This is a genomic window from Ferrimonas pelagia, assembly GCF_039543565.1.
Lineage (GTDB): Bacteria > Pseudomonadota > Gammaproteobacteria > Enterobacterales > Shewanellaceae > Ferrimonas > Ferrimonas pelagia.
Window position 1 is genome coordinate 1 of the sequence record NZ_BAABJZ010000097.1, and the last position, 18257, is coordinate 18257.

General features: G+C 58.2%; 20 protein-coding genes. 9 read left to right on the plus strand and 11 right to left on the minus strand.

Annotated features, from left to right (window positions below; translation table 11 throughout):
* The first annotated feature begins 636 nt into the window (after positions 1-636).
* The gene (gene ppiC, locus ABEA08_RS16440) at positions 637-918 is read left to right on the plus strand and encodes a peptidylprolyl isomerase PpiC (RefSeq protein ID WP_345336461.1); all 282 of its coding nucleotides are present in this window, start codon (positions 637-639) and stop codon (positions 916-918) included.
* Between the two features lie 457 nt (positions 919-1375).
* On the opposite strand, the gene ABEA08_RS16445 is transcribed toward ppiC, so the two are convergent.
* Together ABEA08_RS16445 and ABEA08_RS16450 are read right to left on the minus strand one after the other, a co-directional pair.
* The gene (locus ABEA08_RS16445) at positions 1376-2038 is read right to left on the minus strand and encodes a DUF6498-containing protein (protein WP_345336462.1); all 663 of its coding nucleotides are present in this window, start codon (positions 2036-2038) and stop codon (positions 1376-1378) included.
* A gap of 44 nt (positions 2039-2082) precedes the next feature.
* A complete protein-coding gene (locus ABEA08_RS16450; protein ID WP_345336463.1) occupies positions 2083-2613 on the minus strand; it encodes a DUF2062 domain-containing protein in 531 nt (176 codons plus the stop codon).
* Positions 2614-2639: 26 nt separating this feature from the next.
* Between ABEA08_RS16450 and ABEA08_RS16455 the strand changes: the two genes are divergently transcribed.
* From ABEA08_RS16455 to kdsB, 5 genes are all read left to right on the plus strand, one after another.
* On the plus strand, positions 2640-4838 hold the full coding sequence (locus ABEA08_RS16455) for a DNA internalization-related competence protein ComEC/Rec2 (RefSeq protein WP_345336464.1): 2199 nt from the start codon (positions 2640-2642) through the stop codon (positions 4836-4838).
* Positions 4839-4966: 128 nt separating this feature from the next.
* A complete protein-coding gene (gene msbA / locus ABEA08_RS16460) occupies positions 4967-6718 on the plus strand; it encodes a lipid A export permease/ATP-binding protein MsbA (RefSeq protein WP_345336465.1) in 1752 nt (583 codons plus the stop codon).
* A gap of 5 nt (positions 6719-6723) precedes the next feature.
* Complete coding sequence (gene lpxK / locus ABEA08_RS16465; protein ID WP_345336541.1) at positions 6724-7716, plus strand: tetraacyldisaccharide 4'-kinase; 993 nt, start codon at positions 6724-6726, stop codon at positions 7714-7716.
* Positions 7700-7879, plus strand: coding sequence for a Trm112 family protein (locus ABEA08_RS16470; protein ID WP_345336466.1), 180 nt, complete (start codon positions 7700-7702; stop codon positions 7877-7879). The genes lpxK and ABEA08_RS16470 overlap by 17 nt, the downstream gene beginning before the upstream one ends.
* Entirely contained in the window at positions 7879-8622 is a 744-nt protein-coding gene (gene kdsB, locus ABEA08_RS16475; RefSeq protein WP_345336467.1) for a 3-deoxy-manno-octulosonate cytidylyltransferase, read from the plus strand. Before ABEA08_RS16470 ends, kdsB begins: the two co-directional genes overlap by 1 nt.
* Before the next feature lie 78 nt (positions 8623-8700).
* Here the strand turns inward: kdsB and rimI are convergent, their stop codons facing one another.
* The 4 genes from rimI to ABEA08_RS16495 form a co-directional block, all read right to left on the minus strand.
* Positions 8701-9180, minus strand: coding sequence for a ribosomal protein S18-alanine N-acetyltransferase (gene rimI / locus ABEA08_RS16480; protein WP_345336468.1), 480 nt, complete (start codon positions 9178-9180; stop codon positions 8701-8703).
* 106 nt (positions 9181-9286) lie between these two features.
* Positions 9287-9697, minus strand: coding sequence for a DUF3429 domain-containing protein (locus ABEA08_RS16485; RefSeq protein ID WP_345336469.1), 411 nt, complete (start codon positions 9695-9697; stop codon positions 9287-9289).
* 94 nt (positions 9698-9791) lie between these two features.
* Positions 9792-11003, minus strand: a complete 1212-nt coding sequence (locus tag ABEA08_RS16490) for an MFS transporter (RefSeq protein ID WP_345336470.1) — start codon at positions 11001-11003, stop codon at positions 9792-9794.
* Positions 11000-11218: a hypothetical protein gene (locus ABEA08_RS16495; RefSeq protein WP_345336471.1), complete on the minus strand. Its 219-nt coding sequence runs from the start codon at positions 11216-11218 to the stop codon at positions 11000-11002. Before ABEA08_RS16495 ends, ABEA08_RS16490 begins: the two co-directional genes overlap by 4 nt.
* A 219-nt stretch (positions 11219-11437) precedes the next feature.
* On the opposite strand from ABEA08_RS16495, the gene acuI reads away from it, so the two are divergent.
* Together acuI and ABEA08_RS16505 are read left to right on the plus strand one after the other, a co-directional pair.
* Complete coding sequence (acuI, locus tag ABEA08_RS16500) at positions 11438-12418, plus strand: acrylyl-CoA reductase (NADPH) (RefSeq protein WP_345336472.1); 981 nt, start codon at positions 11438-11440, stop codon at positions 12416-12418.
* A 168-nt stretch (positions 12419-12586) separates the two neighbouring features.
* Positions 12587-13069, plus strand: coding sequence for a CBS domain-containing protein (locus ABEA08_RS16505; protein ID WP_345336473.1), 483 nt, complete (start codon positions 12587-12589; stop codon positions 13067-13069).
* Positions 13070-13171: 102 nt separating this feature from the next.
* Here ABEA08_RS16505 and ABEA08_RS16510 read toward each other — a convergent pair whose 3' ends face one another.
* From ABEA08_RS16510 to ABEA08_RS16520, 3 genes are read right to left on the minus strand one after another with little or no spacing between them, the layout of a single operon-like run.
* Positions 13172-14605: a PhnE/PtxC family ABC transporter permease gene (locus ABEA08_RS16510; protein WP_345336474.1), complete on the minus strand. Its 1434-nt coding sequence runs from the start codon at positions 14603-14605 to the stop codon at positions 13172-13174.
* Positions 14599-15285 (minus strand): ATP-binding cassette domain-containing protein, encoded by a 687-nt coding sequence (locus ABEA08_RS16515; protein ID WP_345336475.1) that lies wholly within the window; start codon positions 15283-15285, stop codon positions 14599-14601. The genes ABEA08_RS16510 and ABEA08_RS16515 overlap by 7 nt, the downstream gene beginning before the upstream one ends.
* 5 nt (positions 15286-15290) lie before the next feature.
* Positions 15291-16148: a putative selenate ABC transporter substrate-binding protein gene (locus ABEA08_RS16520; protein ID WP_345336476.1), complete on the minus strand. Its 858-nt coding sequence runs from the start codon at positions 16146-16148 to the stop codon at positions 15291-15293.
* Positions 16149-16407: 259 nt separating this feature from the next.
* On the opposite strand from ABEA08_RS16520, the gene ABEA08_RS16525 reads away from it, so the two are divergent.
* A complete protein-coding gene (locus ABEA08_RS16525; protein WP_345336477.1) occupies positions 16408-16665 on the plus strand; it encodes a DUF3081 family protein in 258 nt (85 codons plus the stop codon).
* On the opposite strand, the gene ABEA08_RS16530 is transcribed toward ABEA08_RS16525, so the two are convergent.
* Together ABEA08_RS16530 and ABEA08_RS16535 are read right to left on the minus strand one after the other, a co-directional pair.
* On the minus strand, positions 16628-16996 hold the full coding sequence (locus tag ABEA08_RS16530; RefSeq protein WP_345336478.1) for a hypothetical protein: 369 nt from the start codon (positions 16994-16996) through the stop codon (positions 16628-16630). The two genes, ABEA08_RS16525 and ABEA08_RS16530, sit on opposite strands and share 38 nt — an antisense overlap.
* A 540-nt stretch (positions 16997-17536) precedes the next feature.
* Positions 17537-18205 (minus strand): TetR/AcrR family transcriptional regulator, encoded by a 669-nt coding sequence (locus ABEA08_RS16535; protein WP_345336479.1) that lies wholly within the window; start codon positions 18203-18205, stop codon positions 17537-17539.
* Positions 18206-18257: the final 52 nt, after the last annotated feature.

The following is an 18257-nucleotide window of genomic DNA, read 5'->3' on the forward strand; positions in this document are numbered from 1 at the left end:
CAAAAGCCTTGTGCTGATACAGCGGCAACTTAAGCCCAAGCTGTTGGATGGTGTGGCCTTGGAACAGGCTTTTTAGTGTTAATCCAGTCATGAACTAGACTGTAGATCATACTGGATAAACATCCAGGTTAAGTTATTTATCTAACTGAATTCTTTGTGTTTAAAGCTTCCCCGGGCTTGCCCGGCAAGTACAACAGTGTATTAGTCTGCCTTTTTGCACGTATTGCTCAATACCTTTTGGGCAATACGTGCACAATTAAAGTCATCTTCCCACCTAAGTGATTGATGATCAACAAGGCTTTGAGTGTTTGAGAGCACACTTTCTGTCAGAAACAGTGCGTTCTTCAATGCAAACGCGCTGAGTGCCGAACGGCCGCTGCTGGCGCCGAAAGTGCCATGCGCCTGCTTTTCTCGCGCTTGCTTTTGACTGAGCGCGAGCGGTGCAACCTCGTTAGGCTCGTGGGACGTGTTTGGGCGCTGCTCGCCGTAGCTGTACGACCGGTCTCATTGTGCTGGCTTGGGCGAGCCCACAGCGGGTGCCATAGGCACGACTGGGCTTGGTGGCATGCTATGGTGTTGGGCTTTTTGTGCTACTATCCGCGCCCTGAATTTTGACTCTGATTTTGGGAGAGACCCATGGCGAAGACCGCTGCCGCATTGCACATTTTGGTGAAACACGAATCCAAGGCCAAAGAGCTGCTGTTGCAGCTGGAGAAGGGCGCCAACTTTCAGAATCTGGCGAAGAAGTACTCTACCTGCCCATCCGGTAAAAAAGGCGGCAGCCTGGGCGAGTTTCGCAAAGGCGACATGGTGGGGCCGTTTGATAAGGCAGTGTTCTCCGGCGAGATCCTAAAGCCGCTGGGTCCAGTCAAAACCAAGTTTGGCTACCACATCATCAAGGTACTCTATCGGACATAATGGGGGCTTTGCTGGCGCTGAGCGCTAGCCACGGCGAGAGCATTCCCTGAAGCGGCCTTATGGCCGCTTTTTTGATCCTAGGTTTTAGGGCGCTACTTTGCGTGGATTGAGTCAGGGCGTTCGCTTGCGCTGGGGGCACAAGTAACTGCGGCCTGTGGTAGATCAAGGATGTGTCGCTGCCGAGTTGGTATAAGAGGCGAGAAGGAGCGTTGGTCTGTTACCAACGATCGCAGTAGGGAGTGGTTATGAAATCCAAATCTGGTCAAGAAAAGCAACCCGTGACGCCTTTGTGCCCAGTGGCGGCGCTGCGTGGCTGCCAAGGTTGCCCCATCTATCGCGTTTGTCTGCCTAAGTATGTGATAGGCGATACGCCGTTGCCGAACAGGTCGAAGGATCGATCCTAACGTTTTTTGGGCCTGGGGAGGCGCTGTTTGATGATAAGGAGGCTTCGGCTTCCTTATTTGTTTGTGCGGCCGCGGGCTTGAGGCTTGGCACCGTTTTGTCGTAAGGCAGCATTGCCGCGGTTTGATATGCTTTGCTGTCCGGTTGCCGCGCGCGGGGCTGATGATCGGAATGCATGCCACGGCACAAAGTAGACGGCAATGATGGGGTAGAGCGCCCAGTGCGCGAGATCGAATTGCTCGAGCGCGGCAAACAGCAAGATCAGCAGGTGCATCCTGATCACGTTCTGATAGGGGCGTGTCATCGCTTGCTTGGGCTGGCTGATGGGTTGGCGCAGTTGTGGGTATTGGCTGATCAGGCTGGTTAGGATCAGTGGCCAGTAGAGGCCAAGGGTGACGCTCAGCAGGTGGCGGGGATCTTCGCTGGCGCCGACCGCCAACTCCGGCAGAGGAAAGAACTGCGCCAGAAATTGCGCGTGGACGAAGTGGAAGAAACCGAAGTGAAAGGTAAAGAACACAAGGGTGCTGAGTCGCTTGGGCAGTGGCGGTGCTTGGGAGCGACGAAATAGGATCAGCAGGATATCGAGGTAGCCGATGCTCAGTGAGCAGATCCATAGGCCCCAGATCAGATCGGTCGCCCGCCACTGTTCGAGCATGATCACGCCTAGGGTGATCAGTAGGCTCAGCAGGGCGGGAAAGAGTGTTTTGGTGGGGATCAAAGTTAAGTCACCACAGTAAGCGTCTCTTTAGCTTAGCGCGTCACTTACTGGGGGCGGGGAAAACGGCGACGCTCTTTGCGTTTTTTCCAGCTAAACAGAATGGAGTAGCGCCATAGGCTGTTGATCACCAGATAGGTGAGCGCGGCACAGATCAGCCCCATCAGCACGCACCCCAGCAGGAATGGAGGGCCGATGGTGTTCACGCTGTCGTGAAACCATTGCAGGCTGAGCTCGAAGTGAAAGACCAGCCGCTCGTGATCCAATACCCAAGTGCCCATCAGATAGGCGGTGTAAAACATTATCGGCATGGTCAGTGGATTGGAGATCCATACTGTAGCAATGGCCAGTGGCATGTTGACGCCAGCGATGATGGCAAGTAGGGCGGCAAACACCATCTGCATAGGGATGGGCAGCCAAGCGGTAAACATGCCGATCGCCAGCGCGCCACTGGCGGAGCGCCGGTTGAGGTGCCAGATATTGGCCCTTTGCATCCAGGGGCCAAATATCTTCAGATATTTATGCTGACGGACTGCCTCAGGATCCGGCATGATCCGTTTCATTGTTCTTTTTGGCATAGTTCTCGTGACGTAACCTGATCCCGATGATAAATGGAATTTTATTTGGGTGGGTGACAGCACTGTCTTTAAGTGTAGTTTGGCCAGTTCTGCTACCACTGCCGGTTTGTCTGGCAATGATCCCTGTTGCTGTGCTGCTGAAACGGTATCCCATTCTTTTGGGTCTGGGTTTGGGCCTTGCTTATGGGCAGCTCAACGCTCAACGCTTGGTGGATCCTGAACGGCCGTTGTCACCCGGGATCCACAGTTTGGTTGCAGTAGTGATTGAAGTCCCTACTGGCGCTGAACTATACCAGCGAACCCGCTGGCGGGTCGAGCAGATTGAGCATAATTCTATGTCGTTGATTTCACACAAAGTGATAGAGCTTGCCTGGTATAGCGGACCCGTTTTAAAACTGGGTCAACGTTATGAATTGGAAGTTAAATTACGGGATCCTGACGGTAGCTTAAATCTCGGTGGATTTAACCGAAGGCGGCATCTTCTGGCGGAGGGTGTGTCGGCCAGTGGCTATATTCGGCGCGGTCAGTTGCTCGACGAGACGCCCCATTGGCGTGGCGATCTGTTGACACAACTGGCCCAGGCGAGCGCCGAGTTGTCCCGTGGCGATCTGCTTCGGGCACTGGTGCTGGCGGATACGCGCGCGGTGTCGGAGCGGGATTGGCAGCGGATGCGTCAGGCGGGCTTGGTCCATCTGTTGGCGATCTCGGGTTTGCATCTGTCGATCGTGGCCGGTCTGGTCATGTCATGCGGCGGCTGGCTGCTGCCGCGGATCTGGCGCGATCCCCGTGGCCGTGGCCGATTTGCCGTCTGGTTGCTCGCGGCTGCGGCGGTGCTGGGTTACGGGGCGCTGGCTGGTTTTGCGTTGCCGACGGTGCGTGCGGCCTTGATGGTGATCTTCGGGCTGCTGTTGCTGTGGGTGAGCCGGGCGGCGCGGCCGTGGGAGATCCTATTACGGGTGGCGGCGTTGATCCTACTATTTCAGCCGCTGGCGGCGATGACGCCGGGCTATTGGCTGTCATTTGGTGCGGTGTCGGTGATCCTGCTGCTCAGTTGGTGGCTGCCCGGGCCGAGTACGCGGCGCGATAAGATCTTATGGTTTGTTCAAGTGCAGATCGCGCTGACGTTGTTGCTCACCTTGCTGCAGGGGGTTTGGTTTGGTCAATTCAGTCTGCATGGGATCTGGACCAATCTGCTGCTGTTGCCTCTGTTTGGCGCTTTGATCCTGCCGCTTTGCTTGCTGGCGGCGGCGCTGTTTTTTGCCGGTGCACCCGCGCAGGTGCTGCAACTGGCGGACTGGGCATTATGGCCGGTGGATTGGGTCGCGATGCAGGCCAGTGCCGTTGCGCTGGGGGCCGGTGATCTGCCGCTGATGTGGCTGTGGCCGCTGACCGCCGCCACGCTCGCTGCGGGGTTGTGCTGGTGGTCCCCGTGGCGCGCCGCCCGCTGGCAAGCGGCGATCTTGTTGCTGCCTCTGCTCGCCCTGCTCTGGCAGCAACCGGCGCGTTGGCGCTTGGATGTGATCGATGTGGGTCAGGGCTTGTCGGTGTTGGTGCAGCGGCAGGGCGCGGCGCTGTTGTACGACACCGGTGCGCGGTTGCCGGGCGGGTTTAGCTACGCCAAGGTGGCGCTACTGCCGCTGCTTCGTGAGCGTGGGATCACCCGGCTCGATTATTTGGTGATCAGCCATGGCGACAACGACCATGCTGGTGGGGCGTCGCTGCTGCAGCGGAGGATCCCGATCGCGCAGCGGATCGGCTTCGAGGGCACGCCATGTACGCAGGGGCCGAGCCAATGGCAGGGGCTGACGCTGAGCTGGTTTCAGGCGCCATTGGCGGGCAATGACGGCTCTTGTGTGTTGCTGCTCGAAGATGGCCAGCGGCGTGTCTTGTTGCCCGGTGACATTGAGCAGGCGGGTGAGGCGTCGCTGTTGGCGCAACTGCCTGCGGGGCCGATCGATCTGTTATTGGCGCCCCATCATGGCTCCAAAACCTCAAGCAGTCAGGCACTGGTTGACGCGTTGCAACCCAAACGGGTGGTGTTTCCCGCCGGTAGGTACAATCGCTGGAATTTCCCCCACCCCGATGTGTTGGCGCGTTATCGCCAGCAGGGCGCGGAGATCTGGATCAGCGGGCAGACGGGGCAGTTGCAGATCGATCTGGGAAGTTCGGTCTCCGTGCTGGGTTATCGCCAAGCTCTGGCCCCATGGTGGTATAACCGAGACTGAACGATCGCCAGAGCTGGTGCAATATTGGGCAATGACGTGGTGCTAAATGGGCTTTTGTGGCCTAAACGTTGGTATCACCAGGTGGGCGGAGTAGAATGGCTGCCCTTCGAAATTGATAATCGGCTGATATGAGCGACAACAAATCCGGTCAGGTATGGCCAACCTTTAAGCGTCTATGGCCCTTTGTGCGGCCTTACAAGCAAGCCTTCATTGTCGCTGTTCTGGCGATGGCGGTTTATGGCGGTATCGATGCGGCGCTGATCTACATGTTGAAGCCCTTCATCGATAACGGCTTACAGCCGGGCGATACGGAGTTTCTGCGTTGGGTGCCGGTGTTCATTGTGGGCATGTTTGTGCTTCGAGGCAGCGCCAACTTCGTCTCTACCTATTGCATGGCCTGGGTTAGCCAGCATGTGATCCGCGCCATGCGCCAGACGGTATTCGAAAAGTACCTGCGTCTGCCGGTCTCATTCTTCGATGCGCGTCCCAGCGGTGAGCTGATCTCCAAGGTGACCTACGACACCGAACAGGTTTCCCGTGCCTCCTCCGGTGCCCTGGTGACTATGGTGCGTGATGGATTCACCGTGGTGGCGATGCTGGCCATCATGTTTTGGGAAAGCTGGCAGCTCTCCTCCATCATCTTCCTAGTGGGGCCGCCGGTGGCCTGGGTGATCGCCTTTGTCAGCCGTCGCTTTCGCAATATCTCCAAAAACATTCAGGCGGCCATGGGTGGCGTGACCAGCGCCACCGAGCAGACGCTCAAGGGTCATAAGAATGTGTTGGCCTTCGGTGGCCAGGCCCTGGAAGCCGAGCGCTTTGCTAAGGTGAACAACCAGAATCGGCAGCAGAATATGAAGCTGGCGGCCGCCCAGGCGATCAGCCAGCCGGCGATCCAGGTGATCGGCTCCTTTGCCCTGGCTGCGGTGTTCTTTGCTGCCAGCTTCGAGAGCGTACTGCATAGCATGACCCCAGGCTCTTTTGTGGTGATCATCAGCGCCATGATGGGGCTCCTGGCACCGCTGAAGCGCCTGACTCGGGTGAATGCCGAGTTCCAGCGCGGCATTGCTGCGGCCCAAAGCGTGTTCTCGGTACTGGATGAGCCGGATGCCCGGGATACCGGCACCCAGACCCTAAGCAGCAGCCAGGGTAAGTTGACCATGGAAAACGTGGTGTTCAGCTATCCCAACTCGGACGGACCTGTGCTTAAGGGCATTGATCTCGAAGTGCCTGCCGGCAAGAGTGTGGCGCTGGTCGGGCGCTCCGGCTCGGGCAAGACCACGTTGTCGACCTTGCTGCCTCGCTTTTATGAGCTGGACAGCGGTAAGATCCGCTTGGATGGCGTTGATATCTCTGAGCTGACCCTGGCCAGCCTGCGGCAGCAGATCGCCACAGTGTCCCAGCAAGTCGTGCTGTTTAACGACTCCATTGCCAACAACATCGCTTATGCCTGTGAAGAAAACGTCAGCCGTGAGCAGATCGAGGCGGCGGCCAAGGCGGCCCATGTGATGGAGTTTGTTGAAAAGCTGCCGGACGGGCTGGATACCTTGGTGGGTGAGGATGGCGTGTTGCTGTCCGGCGGTCAGCGCCAGCGGATCGCCATTGCCCGAGCGATTTTGCGCGATGCGCCGATCCTCATTTTGGATGAGGCCACCTCGGCACTGGATACCGAGTCCGAGCGCGCCATTCAGGCGGCGCTGGAGACTCTGCAGCAGGGCCGCACCTCATTGGTGATCGCGCACCGCCTCTCCACCATTGAATCGGCGGATGAGATCGTGGTGATGGATCAGGGTCAGATCGTCGAGCGCGGCAGCCACGCCGAATTGCTGGCCAAACAGGGCGCCTACTTCCAGTTGTATCAGCTGCAGTTCGGAGAGGAGTGATGGCGCTGCAAGGACGCGTTGAACAGGCATGGCAACAGGGTCACCCGCTCCTGTGGCTGCTGTTGCCGCTGACGGCCTTGTTTATCCTGATCACCACGGTGCGTCGCGCGCTGTATCGGCTGGGGCTGAAGCGACAGCCGGTGTTGGCCGTCCCTGTGGTGGTGGTGGGTAACATCAGTGTGGGCGGCAACGGCAAGACGCCGACCGTGCTCTACCTGATCGATCTGCTGCAGCGCCAAGGCTACCGGCCGGGGATCATCAGCCGTGGCTATGGCGGCAAGGCGACGCGCTACCCCTTGTGGGTGAGCGCCGACACGCCGGCCAGCGAGTGCGGCGATGAACCTGCGTTGATGGCGCAGCGCACCGGCGTTCCTGTGGTGGTGGGGCCGGATCGGGTTGCAGCGGCGCAACGCCTGATCGACAGCGGCGAGGTGGACATCATCGTCAGCGACGATGGCATGCAGCACTACCGCTTGGGCCGCACGTTGGAGGTGGCGGTGATCGACGGTCAGCGCCGCTTTGGCAATGGCCACCGCTTGCCGATGGGGCCGCTGCGCGAGTCGGTCGCGCGCCTGCAACACTGCGATCTGATCATCAATAACGGTGGCCCTGCGCAGAGTGGCGAGGCTTTGATGACATTGGCGCCAGAGGCATGGCGTCGGGTCGATAGCGGGGCTCAAGCGGCGCCAGACGGCCCCTGTGTGGCGATGGCCGGGATCGGTCATCCACCGCGTTTTTTCGCCACGCTGGCGCAGTTGGGGATCCCTGTGGTGGCACAGCACGGCTTTGCCGATCATCAAGCCTTCGACGCGGCGCAGCTGGATCGGATCACGCCTACAGGCCACGCCCTGTTAATGACGGAAAAAGATGCGGTTAAGTGCCGTAGCTTTGCGCGCCCAAACTGGTATTACCTACCGGTTACTGCTAGTTTGGGGCCAGATTTTGATAGCCAATTCATGGCCAAGTTAAAGGAAAAGCTCGATGGCGTTCGACAATAAATTGCTGGAGATCATTGCCTGTCCCGTGTGTAAGGGCAAGCTGGAGTATGACCGTGACGGCCAACGCCTGATCTGTAAAGCGGATCGACTGGTGTATCCGATCACCGAGGGGATCCCGGTCCTGTTGGAAGATCGGGCCACGACATTGGAGAGCCAGGACTGATGTCATTTGTTGTGGTGATCCCGGCGCGTTTTGGCTCCACTCGCTTGCCGGGTAAGCCGTTGGCGGATATTGCCGGTAAGCCAATGATCCAGCATGTGGCGGAGCGTGCGCTGGCCAGCGGTGCTGATCGTGTGGTGATCGCCACGGATGATAGCCGGGTGGCGGAGGCGTTACCGGCGTCGTTTGAGGTGGTGATGACCTCCGCGGATCATCAAAGTGGTACCGAGCGTCTGGCGGAAGTGGTTGAGTTGCTGTCGCTTAGCGACGACACCATCGTGGTCAATGTGCAGGGCGATGAGCCGTTGATCCCACCCGCCAATATTCGTCAGGTGGCGGAGAATCTGGCGCAAAGCCCGGCGGGTATGTCGACCTTGGGCGTGGCCATTACCGATGCTGAGGAGATGCACAATCCGAATGCGGTCAAGGTAGTGTGTGATAAGGACGGCCATGCGCTGTACTTCTCACGTGCCGCGATCCCGTGGGATCGGGACGGGTTTGCCGCCCAGCTGGGGGTCGCTCCCGGGGCGCTGCGCCATGTGGGGATCTACGGTTACCGTGCCGGCTTTATCCGCCGTTACGTCTCTTGGCCGGTCAGCCCACTGGAAACCATCGAGTGTCTGGAGCAACTGCGCGTGCTCTATCAGGGCGAGAAAATTCATGTGGCTGAAGCCCATGAAACGCCGGAAGCCGGGGTCGATACGCCGGACGATCTCGAGCGGGTTCGCCGCGCTCTCATCGATTAAGGCCACCTGTTCGCTTGAGTGGGCAAAACGGCGCATCCTCGGATGCGCCGTTTTTTGTTTTTTTGCCCCCAAGCGTGCTCAGGCTGGGCAGAAACACCGCATGATCAAGGCGTCTTCCCGCCCTTCGGCGCTGGGGTAGTAGCCCTTACGGCGATCGATCTCGTCGAAGCCAAACGTGCGATACAGATGCTGGGCTGGGGCGTTGGAGGCGCGGACCTCCAGCAGGATCTGCTCCCACTGCTCCTGCTGTGCCAGAGCCATCATCGCCTGCATCAGTTGGCGGCCAAACCCTTGGCCATGGTGGGCCGGATCCACCGCGATGTTGATCAGCTCCGCTTCACCGGCGACCACGCGGACAATGACATAGCCCAGAAGTTGGTCGCCTTGCCAGAGGCCGAGATCGCGATAGAGCCCGCCAAAGTTGCTGGCCATCAGTTTTTGGCTCCAAGGATGGGAATGCGCTAGTTGTTCAATGCGGAACATGGCGCTGACATCCAGTATCGAAAGGGGACTGATCGCGGCGGGCGGCTGCGAGGCGTGAGTGGGATCCATGTTCATCGGTTGGCCATTTATGATTACGGACGGCGCTTACCACAGGGGCGGCGCCAAGGAGGCGCTGATTGTACGAGTTTTGCCACGGACTGGCGAGTGCTCTTGCTCAGGCTCAGGGGCGTGGGAGCAGCAGCAACAGATGGCACAGCACCACCAAGGTGGTGAGGGCGATGCGCAGGCTGAGATAGCCATCGGGCATGTCCAAGGTGTGCATGTCGTACAGCAAGATGAACAAATAGGCCGCGCAGAGCAGCCAAAGCGCGGCACTTTCCGGCAACAGCAGGAGCGCGCACCAACCGATGAGGCTGGGCAGCATCGCGACGTAGGCTTGCATCACATTGGGTTTGCTGAGGACGGCTTGAGACCAGTGCACGCCGCCAAGAAACGACAGTATCAAGGCGCTGTAGAGCAGAAATGCGGTGGTGGCGGTGTCGGCGGGCAGCACGGCGAGGTAACTGGCCAGCGCAAAGCCGACAAAGGGCAGCAGGCCGAGACAGCTAAGCAGTTTGGCGTGGGTGTGCATCGGGTTACCTAGAAGAGAGCCACATGCTTGCAGTGTAGTCGGAGGAGCGGGGTAGTTACGCCCGGCGCAGAGGTGGCGTACGGGCGCAGTGGGATCAGGCCATGGCGCCTTGCAACCTCGGCACCGGCTTGGCGTTGATGGGCAGATGCAACAGTGCGGCAATCGTGGCAAACAGCACGGTGGCCCACCAGATCGGCTCATAGCTGCCGGTGTAGTCGTAGATCCGGCCACCGGCCCAGGCACCGAGGAAGCTGCCCACCTGGTGGGTAAAGAACACCAGACCGTATAGGGTCGACAGGTAGCGGGCGCCGAAGATCTGGCGCACCAGGCCGGAGGTCAGCGGCACGGTGCCGAGCCAGCAGAAGCCGATGGCGGCGCCAAACAGGGTGGCGGTATGCTCATTGACCGGCAACACCACGAAGGCGCCGATCACGACCGCGCGCAGCAGATAGAGCACCGCCATGACGTGGCGCTTGTCAAAGCGGTCGCCCATCAGGCCCCAGAAGTAGGAGCCGAAGATATTGAAGATCCCGACGTAAGCCAGCGCCAGTGCCGCAGCAGAGCCGGGCATGCCCTTATCGGCCAGATAGCTGGGCAGATGGGTGGCGATGAACATCACGTGAAAACCGCAGACAAAGAAACCGGCGTGGATCAGCCAGTAGCCTTTGTGGGCAAAGGCTTCGCGCAGTGCTTCGCTCAAGGTTTGCTCCGGCACGGCGTGCTGTGCTGCGGCCTGGTCGGCCTTGGCGGTGCGGATAAAGGCGGCGAAGGCGATCATCAGCGCACACAGCAGGGCAAACACCATAAAAGCGGTTTGCCAGTCGTAGTGGCTGAGCAGGCTTTGCGCGCCGGGAATGACGGCAAACATGCCGAAGGAGCCGGCGGCGGTGGTCAGGCCGAACGCCTTGGCGGTGTGCTGGGGCGGTACGGCTTTGGCGACGGCACCGAGTACGATGACGTAGCTGGTACAGGACAGACCTAGCCCGACCAAGGCGCCGAGTGACAGGTACATCCACTCTGGCGCGGCGGCGATGGAGGTCAGGTACAGGCCAGCGGCGTAGGCGATCGCCCCGAGGCTGATCACTCGGCGGGCGCCGTAGCGGTCGGCGGCCATGCCGACAAAGGGCTGAAAGGCACCAAACAACAGGTTTTGCAGGGCAATGGCCAGGCTAAAGAACTCACGGCCGGTATTGAAGGTGTCGCTAATGGGCATCATGAAGATCCCAAAAGATTGGCGAATGCCCAGGCTCACCACCAGGATGGTAATGCCCATCCAAACCAGCAGCGGAAAACGGAAAATGCTCATTGATGGTGTCCCATAGTGTGGTGAGAGGTGTGATCGGTCATATCGGGATCGGCCATGTCGTGTCCGTCGTGGTTGTCCATGCTGTGGCAACCGGCATTCACCGCGTCCTGGGCCAATACGTCCAACAGGGGCTGGCAGTGGTGGACCAGGATCAGGCTCAGGATCAGTAGGGCAGCCCAACGCAGTAGCTGAGCCGGCAAGGATTGTGAGAACACGGCGGACGTCTCGTCAGAAAAAGAGGCGCAAGGGTACCCAGTTGTCGGGTAGGTGCCAAGTGAGGATTGTTCAAAGATGCCATGCACTGCACGCATAGATCCAGCGGAGCGGGTTATGCACGTAGATCATGCGTTTAATGACAATCTTTCACTGTGCTCATGACCAAGGAGGAGCTAGACTGCGTAGCAAGATAATTGCGTTCATTTGGAGTGAAGCCCATGTTCAAGGCCCTGATCCTTAACCAAGAAGAGAAGAAGACCATTGCGTCCATCGAGCAGATCGATGCCAGCCAACTGCCCGAGGGCGAGGTGCTGATCGACGTGGATCACTCTTCGCTGAACTACAAAGATGGTCTGGCGATCACCGGCAAGGGCAAGATCATTCGCAACTTCCCGATGGTGCCGGGGATCGATCTGGTCGGAAAGGTGGCACAGTCCGATGACAGCCGTTATCAACCGGGTGACGACGTGGTGTTGACCGGCTGGGGCGTGGGCGAGAATCATTGGGGCGGCATGGCGCAGCAGGCGCGGCTGCAAGCTGATCATTTGGTACCGCTCGCCGCCGGTTTGACCGGTAAGCAGGCGATGATGATCGGCACCGCCGGTTTGACCGCCATGTTGTGTGTGCAGGCGCTGCAAGAAGCCGGAGTGACGCCGGATCAGGGCGAAGTGTTGGTGACCGGCGCTTCCGGTGGCGTGGGCTCGGTGGCGGTGACGCTGCTGGCACAATTGGGCTACACCGTGGCTGCCGTGACGGGTCGCAGCGCCGAAAACGGCGAGATGCTTAAAGCCTTGGGGGCCAGTCGTATCGTTGAGCGCAGTGAGTTGGCTGAGCTGGGTCGTCCGCTGGATAAGCAGCGCTGGGCCGGTGCGGTGGATACCGTCGGTAGCGCCATGCTGGCCAATGTGCTGGCACAAACCCAGTATGACGGCGCCGTGGCGGCGTGTGGCCTGGCGGGCGGGTTTGATCTGCCCACCACGGTGATGCCGTTTATCCTGCGCAACGTGAAGTTGTTGGGGGTCGATTCGGTGATGTGTCCGTTTGAGAAGCGTCAGCGTGCGTGGCAGCGCTTGGTTGAGCTCTTGCCCGCCAGCTTCTACGAGCAGGCGTGCAGTGAGATCACGCTGGAGCAGGTACCCGAGTATGCCGAAGCCATTACCCAAGGCCAGGTAACCGGCCGTGTGGTGATCACGCTCTAAGCTAACGTCAGGCCATTTGTCGATGGCAAGGTGCAAAAGAGGTCAGCCGAGTGCTGGCCTTTTTTATACATGTCCGACCAATTTTTCGGCTAAAAAAGCTTGTTAAGTTAAGGGGTAAGGGCGTATTACTGAGGATAGGCAGTCTGGGTTGAAAGGCAGGGAGCGCGGATGCGATTAGCCGAGTTGATGAGCCATCCTGTGGTGACGGTGGAGATGGACGACCGATTACATCTGGTGAAGGAGATCTTTGACCATACCCGATTTCATCATCTTGTGGTGTTGGACGAGGGCAAGCTGGCCGGGGTGTTGTCGGATCGGGATCTGTTTAAGGCGATGAGTCCATATCTGGGGACGGCGGCAGAGAGTCGGCGCGACCGTGCGACGCTGGACAAGCGGGTGCATCAGATCATGTCACGGCCCGCCATTACCCTTGAGCGATCCGCTACGGTGGCCCACGCCGTTGCTCTGTTTCACCATCACAAGATCTCCTGCATCCCAGTGGTGGAGCCGGATGGTGGCTTGTGCGGGATCGTCAGTTGGCGCGATCTGCTGCCGGCCTTATTGCAATGTGGCCCCCTTCAGCGCAACGAAGCGTCGGCACAGGACGACGGGGCGTTGGTTCAAGTGATCGAGTTGAGCGCGACGGATTGAGCACGGCGTCGCGTTCAAGCCCAATCGTGCCCTCTGGCTGCGGATCTCGCAGTGGAACGTCCGCCGCGAAGGTGCTCGCTCTCGATGCTGTGCTGGCGGGTGTCAATCACGTTGGCTGAATAGGCGCGTGCATAGCCCCGCGATGAGGATGTTGATCAGCGCGGTGATCACGATCAGCGCGAAGGCGACATCAAACTGAAACAGCTCGAACGCACTGTCTACGTAAAAACCCAAACTGGCTACGCCGAGCATACCGAGCATGGCGGTTTCCCGCACCATGATCTCAAACCGGTAGGTTAGTAGATCTCGCATACCCGGCGCCAGCCGGGGCACATATTCATAGGCCCAGCTGGAGGGGTCGGTGCCGGTGTCTCGGCGCAGCGGCAGATCATCGGCCCGCTGGGCCAGCAGATGGGCGATCAGACTGCCATTGTGGATCGCCAGTGCCAGGGCGGCGGGCAGCATCGATGGGCCGAAGATCATCAGCAGGATAAAGGCCAATAGCAGCTCCGGCATGGAGCGGCCCACCAGCAGCGCGGCGCGACCCAACCAAACCGAGCGGGGAAACAAGCGGCGGGTGGCTATGGGCCAGCTGATGCTACACAGCAGCGCACTGAGCAGCAGCGCCATAAACGCCACCATCAAGGTGCCCCAAATACCGGGCCCAGCCTGCGCCCAGATCTGCTCCAGCCAAAGCCAGAGTGAATGATCTGTGTACTGCAGTTGCGGCCAGATCTCATCGAGCAAGAAGCGCTTCGCCCACGCTGGCTCAAAATGCACCTGCCAGGGTAGCCACACCAATCCGAGCAGTGCCAGCAGGGGCCAGCTCCAGCCACGCAGCCACCACTTCTGTGTGCCGATCAAGGCAAAGAACAGCCACAGCAGGGCGCCACCTTGGGCGTAATACCCTTGGCGAAAGGCGGTTTCCAGATGAAAGCCCAGGGTTGGCAGGCCGACAAAACCCAGCACGGCGGAGGCGCGCAGGGCACACTCGAAGCGATAACGGGTGTAGCTCACCAACTGCGGCCAGACCGGCAGGACCTTGGCGTAGAGCAGGGCCAGCAGGCGCGGCGTGTCGAGCGGCAGGGCGCGAGCAACCGAGCGGGGCGCTTGGCTTAAGATGTCGGAGAAAACCCGGGCAAAGGTGGCGGCGTAGGGCAGTGCCAGGGCCAGTAGGGCGGTGACGGTGGAGAGGCCGAACACCTGCAAAAACAACAGTGCCCAGAAGATCTCATGCACGGCCCGCACGGCGGTGCAGCCGACGCGTACTAGGGCAAAGCGATACAGCGGCACCATCGCAGCGCCGAGCGCAGCCCCGAGGGCAATGCCCAGCACCGCAATGGTGATGGTGGTGCCCAGCGCATTGAGCAGAAACTCGGTGGCGAACAGATCCGGCCACAACATGCCCTGCAGCAGGCGCTGCATCTCGGCGGCGTAGTCGGTGTTCAGCGTCGTCCAGTCACCGCCAATGATGGCGATGAGTCCCAGAATGAGCAGGGCCAGGGCAAAGCGGTGGCTATCGAGGTGGGCTAACACTGGTAGAGGCGTTCCAGATCGGTGCTGCTGACTTGCTGGCTGGGTTTATCAAACAGGATTGAGCCGGCTTTGAGGCCGATGATGCGGGTGCAACAGGCCAGCGCTAGTTCGGCATCGTGCAGGGCGACCACAGCGGTGGTATGGGCGTTGAGCACATGAGCCAGTAGCGTCAGGCTTTGCACTGGATCGACCCCCGTGGTGGGTTCATCGCCTAAAAAGGTGGGACGCTGTTGATAGAGCGCGCGAGCCAGGGCAGTGCGCTGACGCTGGCCACCGGAGAGCTGATGGATCTTGCTGGTGAGCTTTTCCGTCAGCCGAAGGGGGGTTAAGAGCTCGGTCACTTCATGCTGGCGTCCCGGCCAAGGGCGCAGCAGGTTGGCCAGGTTGTACCACAGCGGATAGCGACTCAGCCGGCCAGCATAGACGTTGTGATACACCGACAGCGGTTCAATCAGTCCCAGCTGCTGCGGACACCAGGCTACATCTTTGGGACATTGTGCATAGAGCACATCCAACAGGGTGGATTTGCCTACCCCAGAGTGGCCCAGCAAGGCGACTTTTTCCCCGGGTAGGATCTCGAGCCGATCGATGGACAGCACCACTCGGCCGCTTTGCTTGAGGCGCTGCTGGCTTAATGAAAACACCGGCTTAGCCGGTGTTTTTGGGGGGGCGTTGGTCACTGAGATCAACGCAGCAAGCCTAGCTCGCGGGCGACATCGGCGACCGGGGTGAAATCGTCGTTATCGGCTTCGATGAACTTTTCCCGTGGGAAAGCGGCGAGGATCACCGGATCGTCCAGATCCAGCAGCGCCTGCTGCAGTTTATCGGTGAAGCCAGCGCCGAAACGGGCGTCGACGTCGCCGCGAACGGTCCAGTGGTAATCTGGGTAGCCCGGGGTTTCCCAGATCTTGCTGACTTTGTTTAAGTCGACACTGCCTTCGGCCACGGCGCGGTTCCACACCTTGTAGTTGACGGCGCCCAGTTGATAAACGCCGGCTTCAACTTGGGTAATGGTGCGGCTATGATCGCCGGAGAAACCGACGCGGCTGAATACCTGCTCGGCCTTCCCCATCGACTGTTCGATAAAGAACTGTGGCATCAAACGGCCGGAGGTGGAGCCTTTGGAGCCGTAAGTGAAGGTCATGCCCCCCAGAACGGTTTTATCCAGCTCGGTTTGCGGGCCCAACTGGGTATCCGCATGGGCGATCAGGTAGCTCTTGAAGTTGGGATCCACCGCGCCCTGGGCAATGGCGCGGGAGCCCGGTACCAGCTGACGGGCCTGGACCCCGGAGAGGCCCCCGAACCAGGCTAAGTGAACCTGATCGTTGCGAAACGCGGTCACCGCCGCCGAGTAGGATTTGACCGGGATGTATTTGACCTCGACGCCCAGCTCGGCGCTGAGGTAGGTACCAACCTGCTCAAAGCGGGTGCGCAGCTGGGTTTCGTCTTGATCCGGAATGGCGGTAAAGAACAGCGTTTGGGCTTGTACGCCGCTGATCATGATCAGGGACAGTAGGCAACTGGAGAGGGCGCGTCGCAACATGATTGAGTCTCACGGAGAATAAAGTGGCGCCAGTTTAAGGGGTTCGTGCGTCTTTGTCAGGTCAGGTTATATCCTGCAGTGAGATAAATGGTGCTGGTTGGTAATATTTTTTTCAGTTTGTGAGGGAATAGCGGCGGTCCGTCATGTGTTGGGCAGTATTGTGTGCACGGTCTCTATAAAAGCTGATCAGGATCAATCATTTTGCTGCCAGTATGCCGATACTCGAACAATACGTATGTCGTCATCGAGGATGTAGCAGATGAAAAACCGGTTAGATGTTCGCAAGGCTTTGCGGGTGTGCGACAAAGCCACTCGATTTGGCCGTAAGGGAGCAGACAATTACGAGTTGGACGGGCTGAAGGTTAGGCCACATTTTGACGGTTACACGGTGACCGTGAGCGATCCGCAAACCTCGTTGCATCTGCACTTCCATAATCGTTATCAGATCCACTCGGAAGATGGTCGGGCGATGGACGCATTTATCGAGCGGTTGGATCTGATCGATCAGCGTTACTGACAGCGTCTTTCGGTAGGCGTTGAGTTGGAGATCTTTCCGGGCTGTTTTGCTTTTGTTGGCTGCTGCGAAGAACGGCTTGGCCCATAAGAAACAGGCCGAGCAAGCAGACCAAAGCGGAGTGGCTGGCATGAAACAGCAGTTCATTACGACTGACCCCCAACCAGAGTGCACCCCAAAATAAGGGGCAGCATAATCCCATTAAAGCGATAAATGCCCCGGGTTTTGCACTGTCCGGCAGTCGGCCTTCACGGCGCAGCAGGTTGATGATTTGCCCGATCTGGTGGTAGGGGCAGAGCTTTAGTACGCGCTGCAGTAGGGGAAAGCGTTCCATTGCATCTTCCGTAGGTAGGATCAGGCTTAACTCTAGCCGCATGGTGACTTGATTCCTGCGGCACGCCTCACGAAATTGCAGCCATTAGTAAGTTATTTGACGTATCTGGCAACGCCAGCCCCATGTCTTGAATGCGTCGAGTGATCAGCCGGTCACACTTTTGCTGCGGTAACCCTCGACGCCAGATCTGCGTGAGTCGTCGATGGGTTTTGTTCGGCATCAGTCATTTAGATGTTGATATGCTAATGCGGCAACTTGGGAGTTTATACGCTGGGTGAGACAGCGTAATAAAATTTTGCATGTGCATGGTGGTTATCTGTTGAGCAGTATATGCCATTATTTAGTAACAGTATTATCAACATGGGTTTTCGTTGGTCCCAATTGAATCGAGTCGAGACTTGTCAAATGGACAGTCGATTGGTGGGTGTTGAAATTTCTATTGTAGACTTGTTTCTGTTATGCATTGAATCTCTGCTTATGTACTAGAGATAGAGATTTGTACGGTACGGATTGTGAACTTATATATGTTGTTTCCTTATATTACAGAGCGTTTTTCTCCAAGTAGTCAGTCACGCGGTCAATGCTGTATTGAGGTAAGGGGCTACGAAGGGTGGTGCGTAGCTCTCGGATAAGTACCTCTATATATTGCTCGAGTGGGGCAGATACGTAGATGGGTTGGAGTGCGTAATTGAGTGTGTTGACGAGATAGCCGCGCTCTATGGCCTGCAGGTTCATTAGTAATTTTGTTCGAGATGATGGTTTCAGTGTTTCATTGTTTTCAACGGCTATCCTTTCAATCAATCGTTCCGGAAAACGAAATATACGCTGCAGTAAGTGGTCAACGTCGGATATCAAGTTAGGGTTTGCTCGCCTCCACATGGTGGGATTGGTCGCTAAGAACATTAAGCCATGATTATTGCCAGTATGGCGGTGTAGGTATAAGACAAAGCTGTAGCAGCATATGATTTTATCAACAACGTTAAGGTCAGGGCAGTGCTCTATCTCTAGCATGGAATCAAGGCGACGCAATAAATCGGCTCTAAACACGGCAAGCATGATGTCATCTTTGGTTGGAAAACAGTCATAGATTGTGGACTTTGATACGTGTGCTTTATCTGCCAGTCCGGGGAGTGAAAAATTGACGATACCATTCTTTTTGATATCAACAATTGCTGCCTGCAGAATTCTCTCGCTGGTAATCTTACGCACTCTTTTGCCTTGCCTGTTAGTACCCTAGGCGGAAGCAAAACATTCTTGTTGT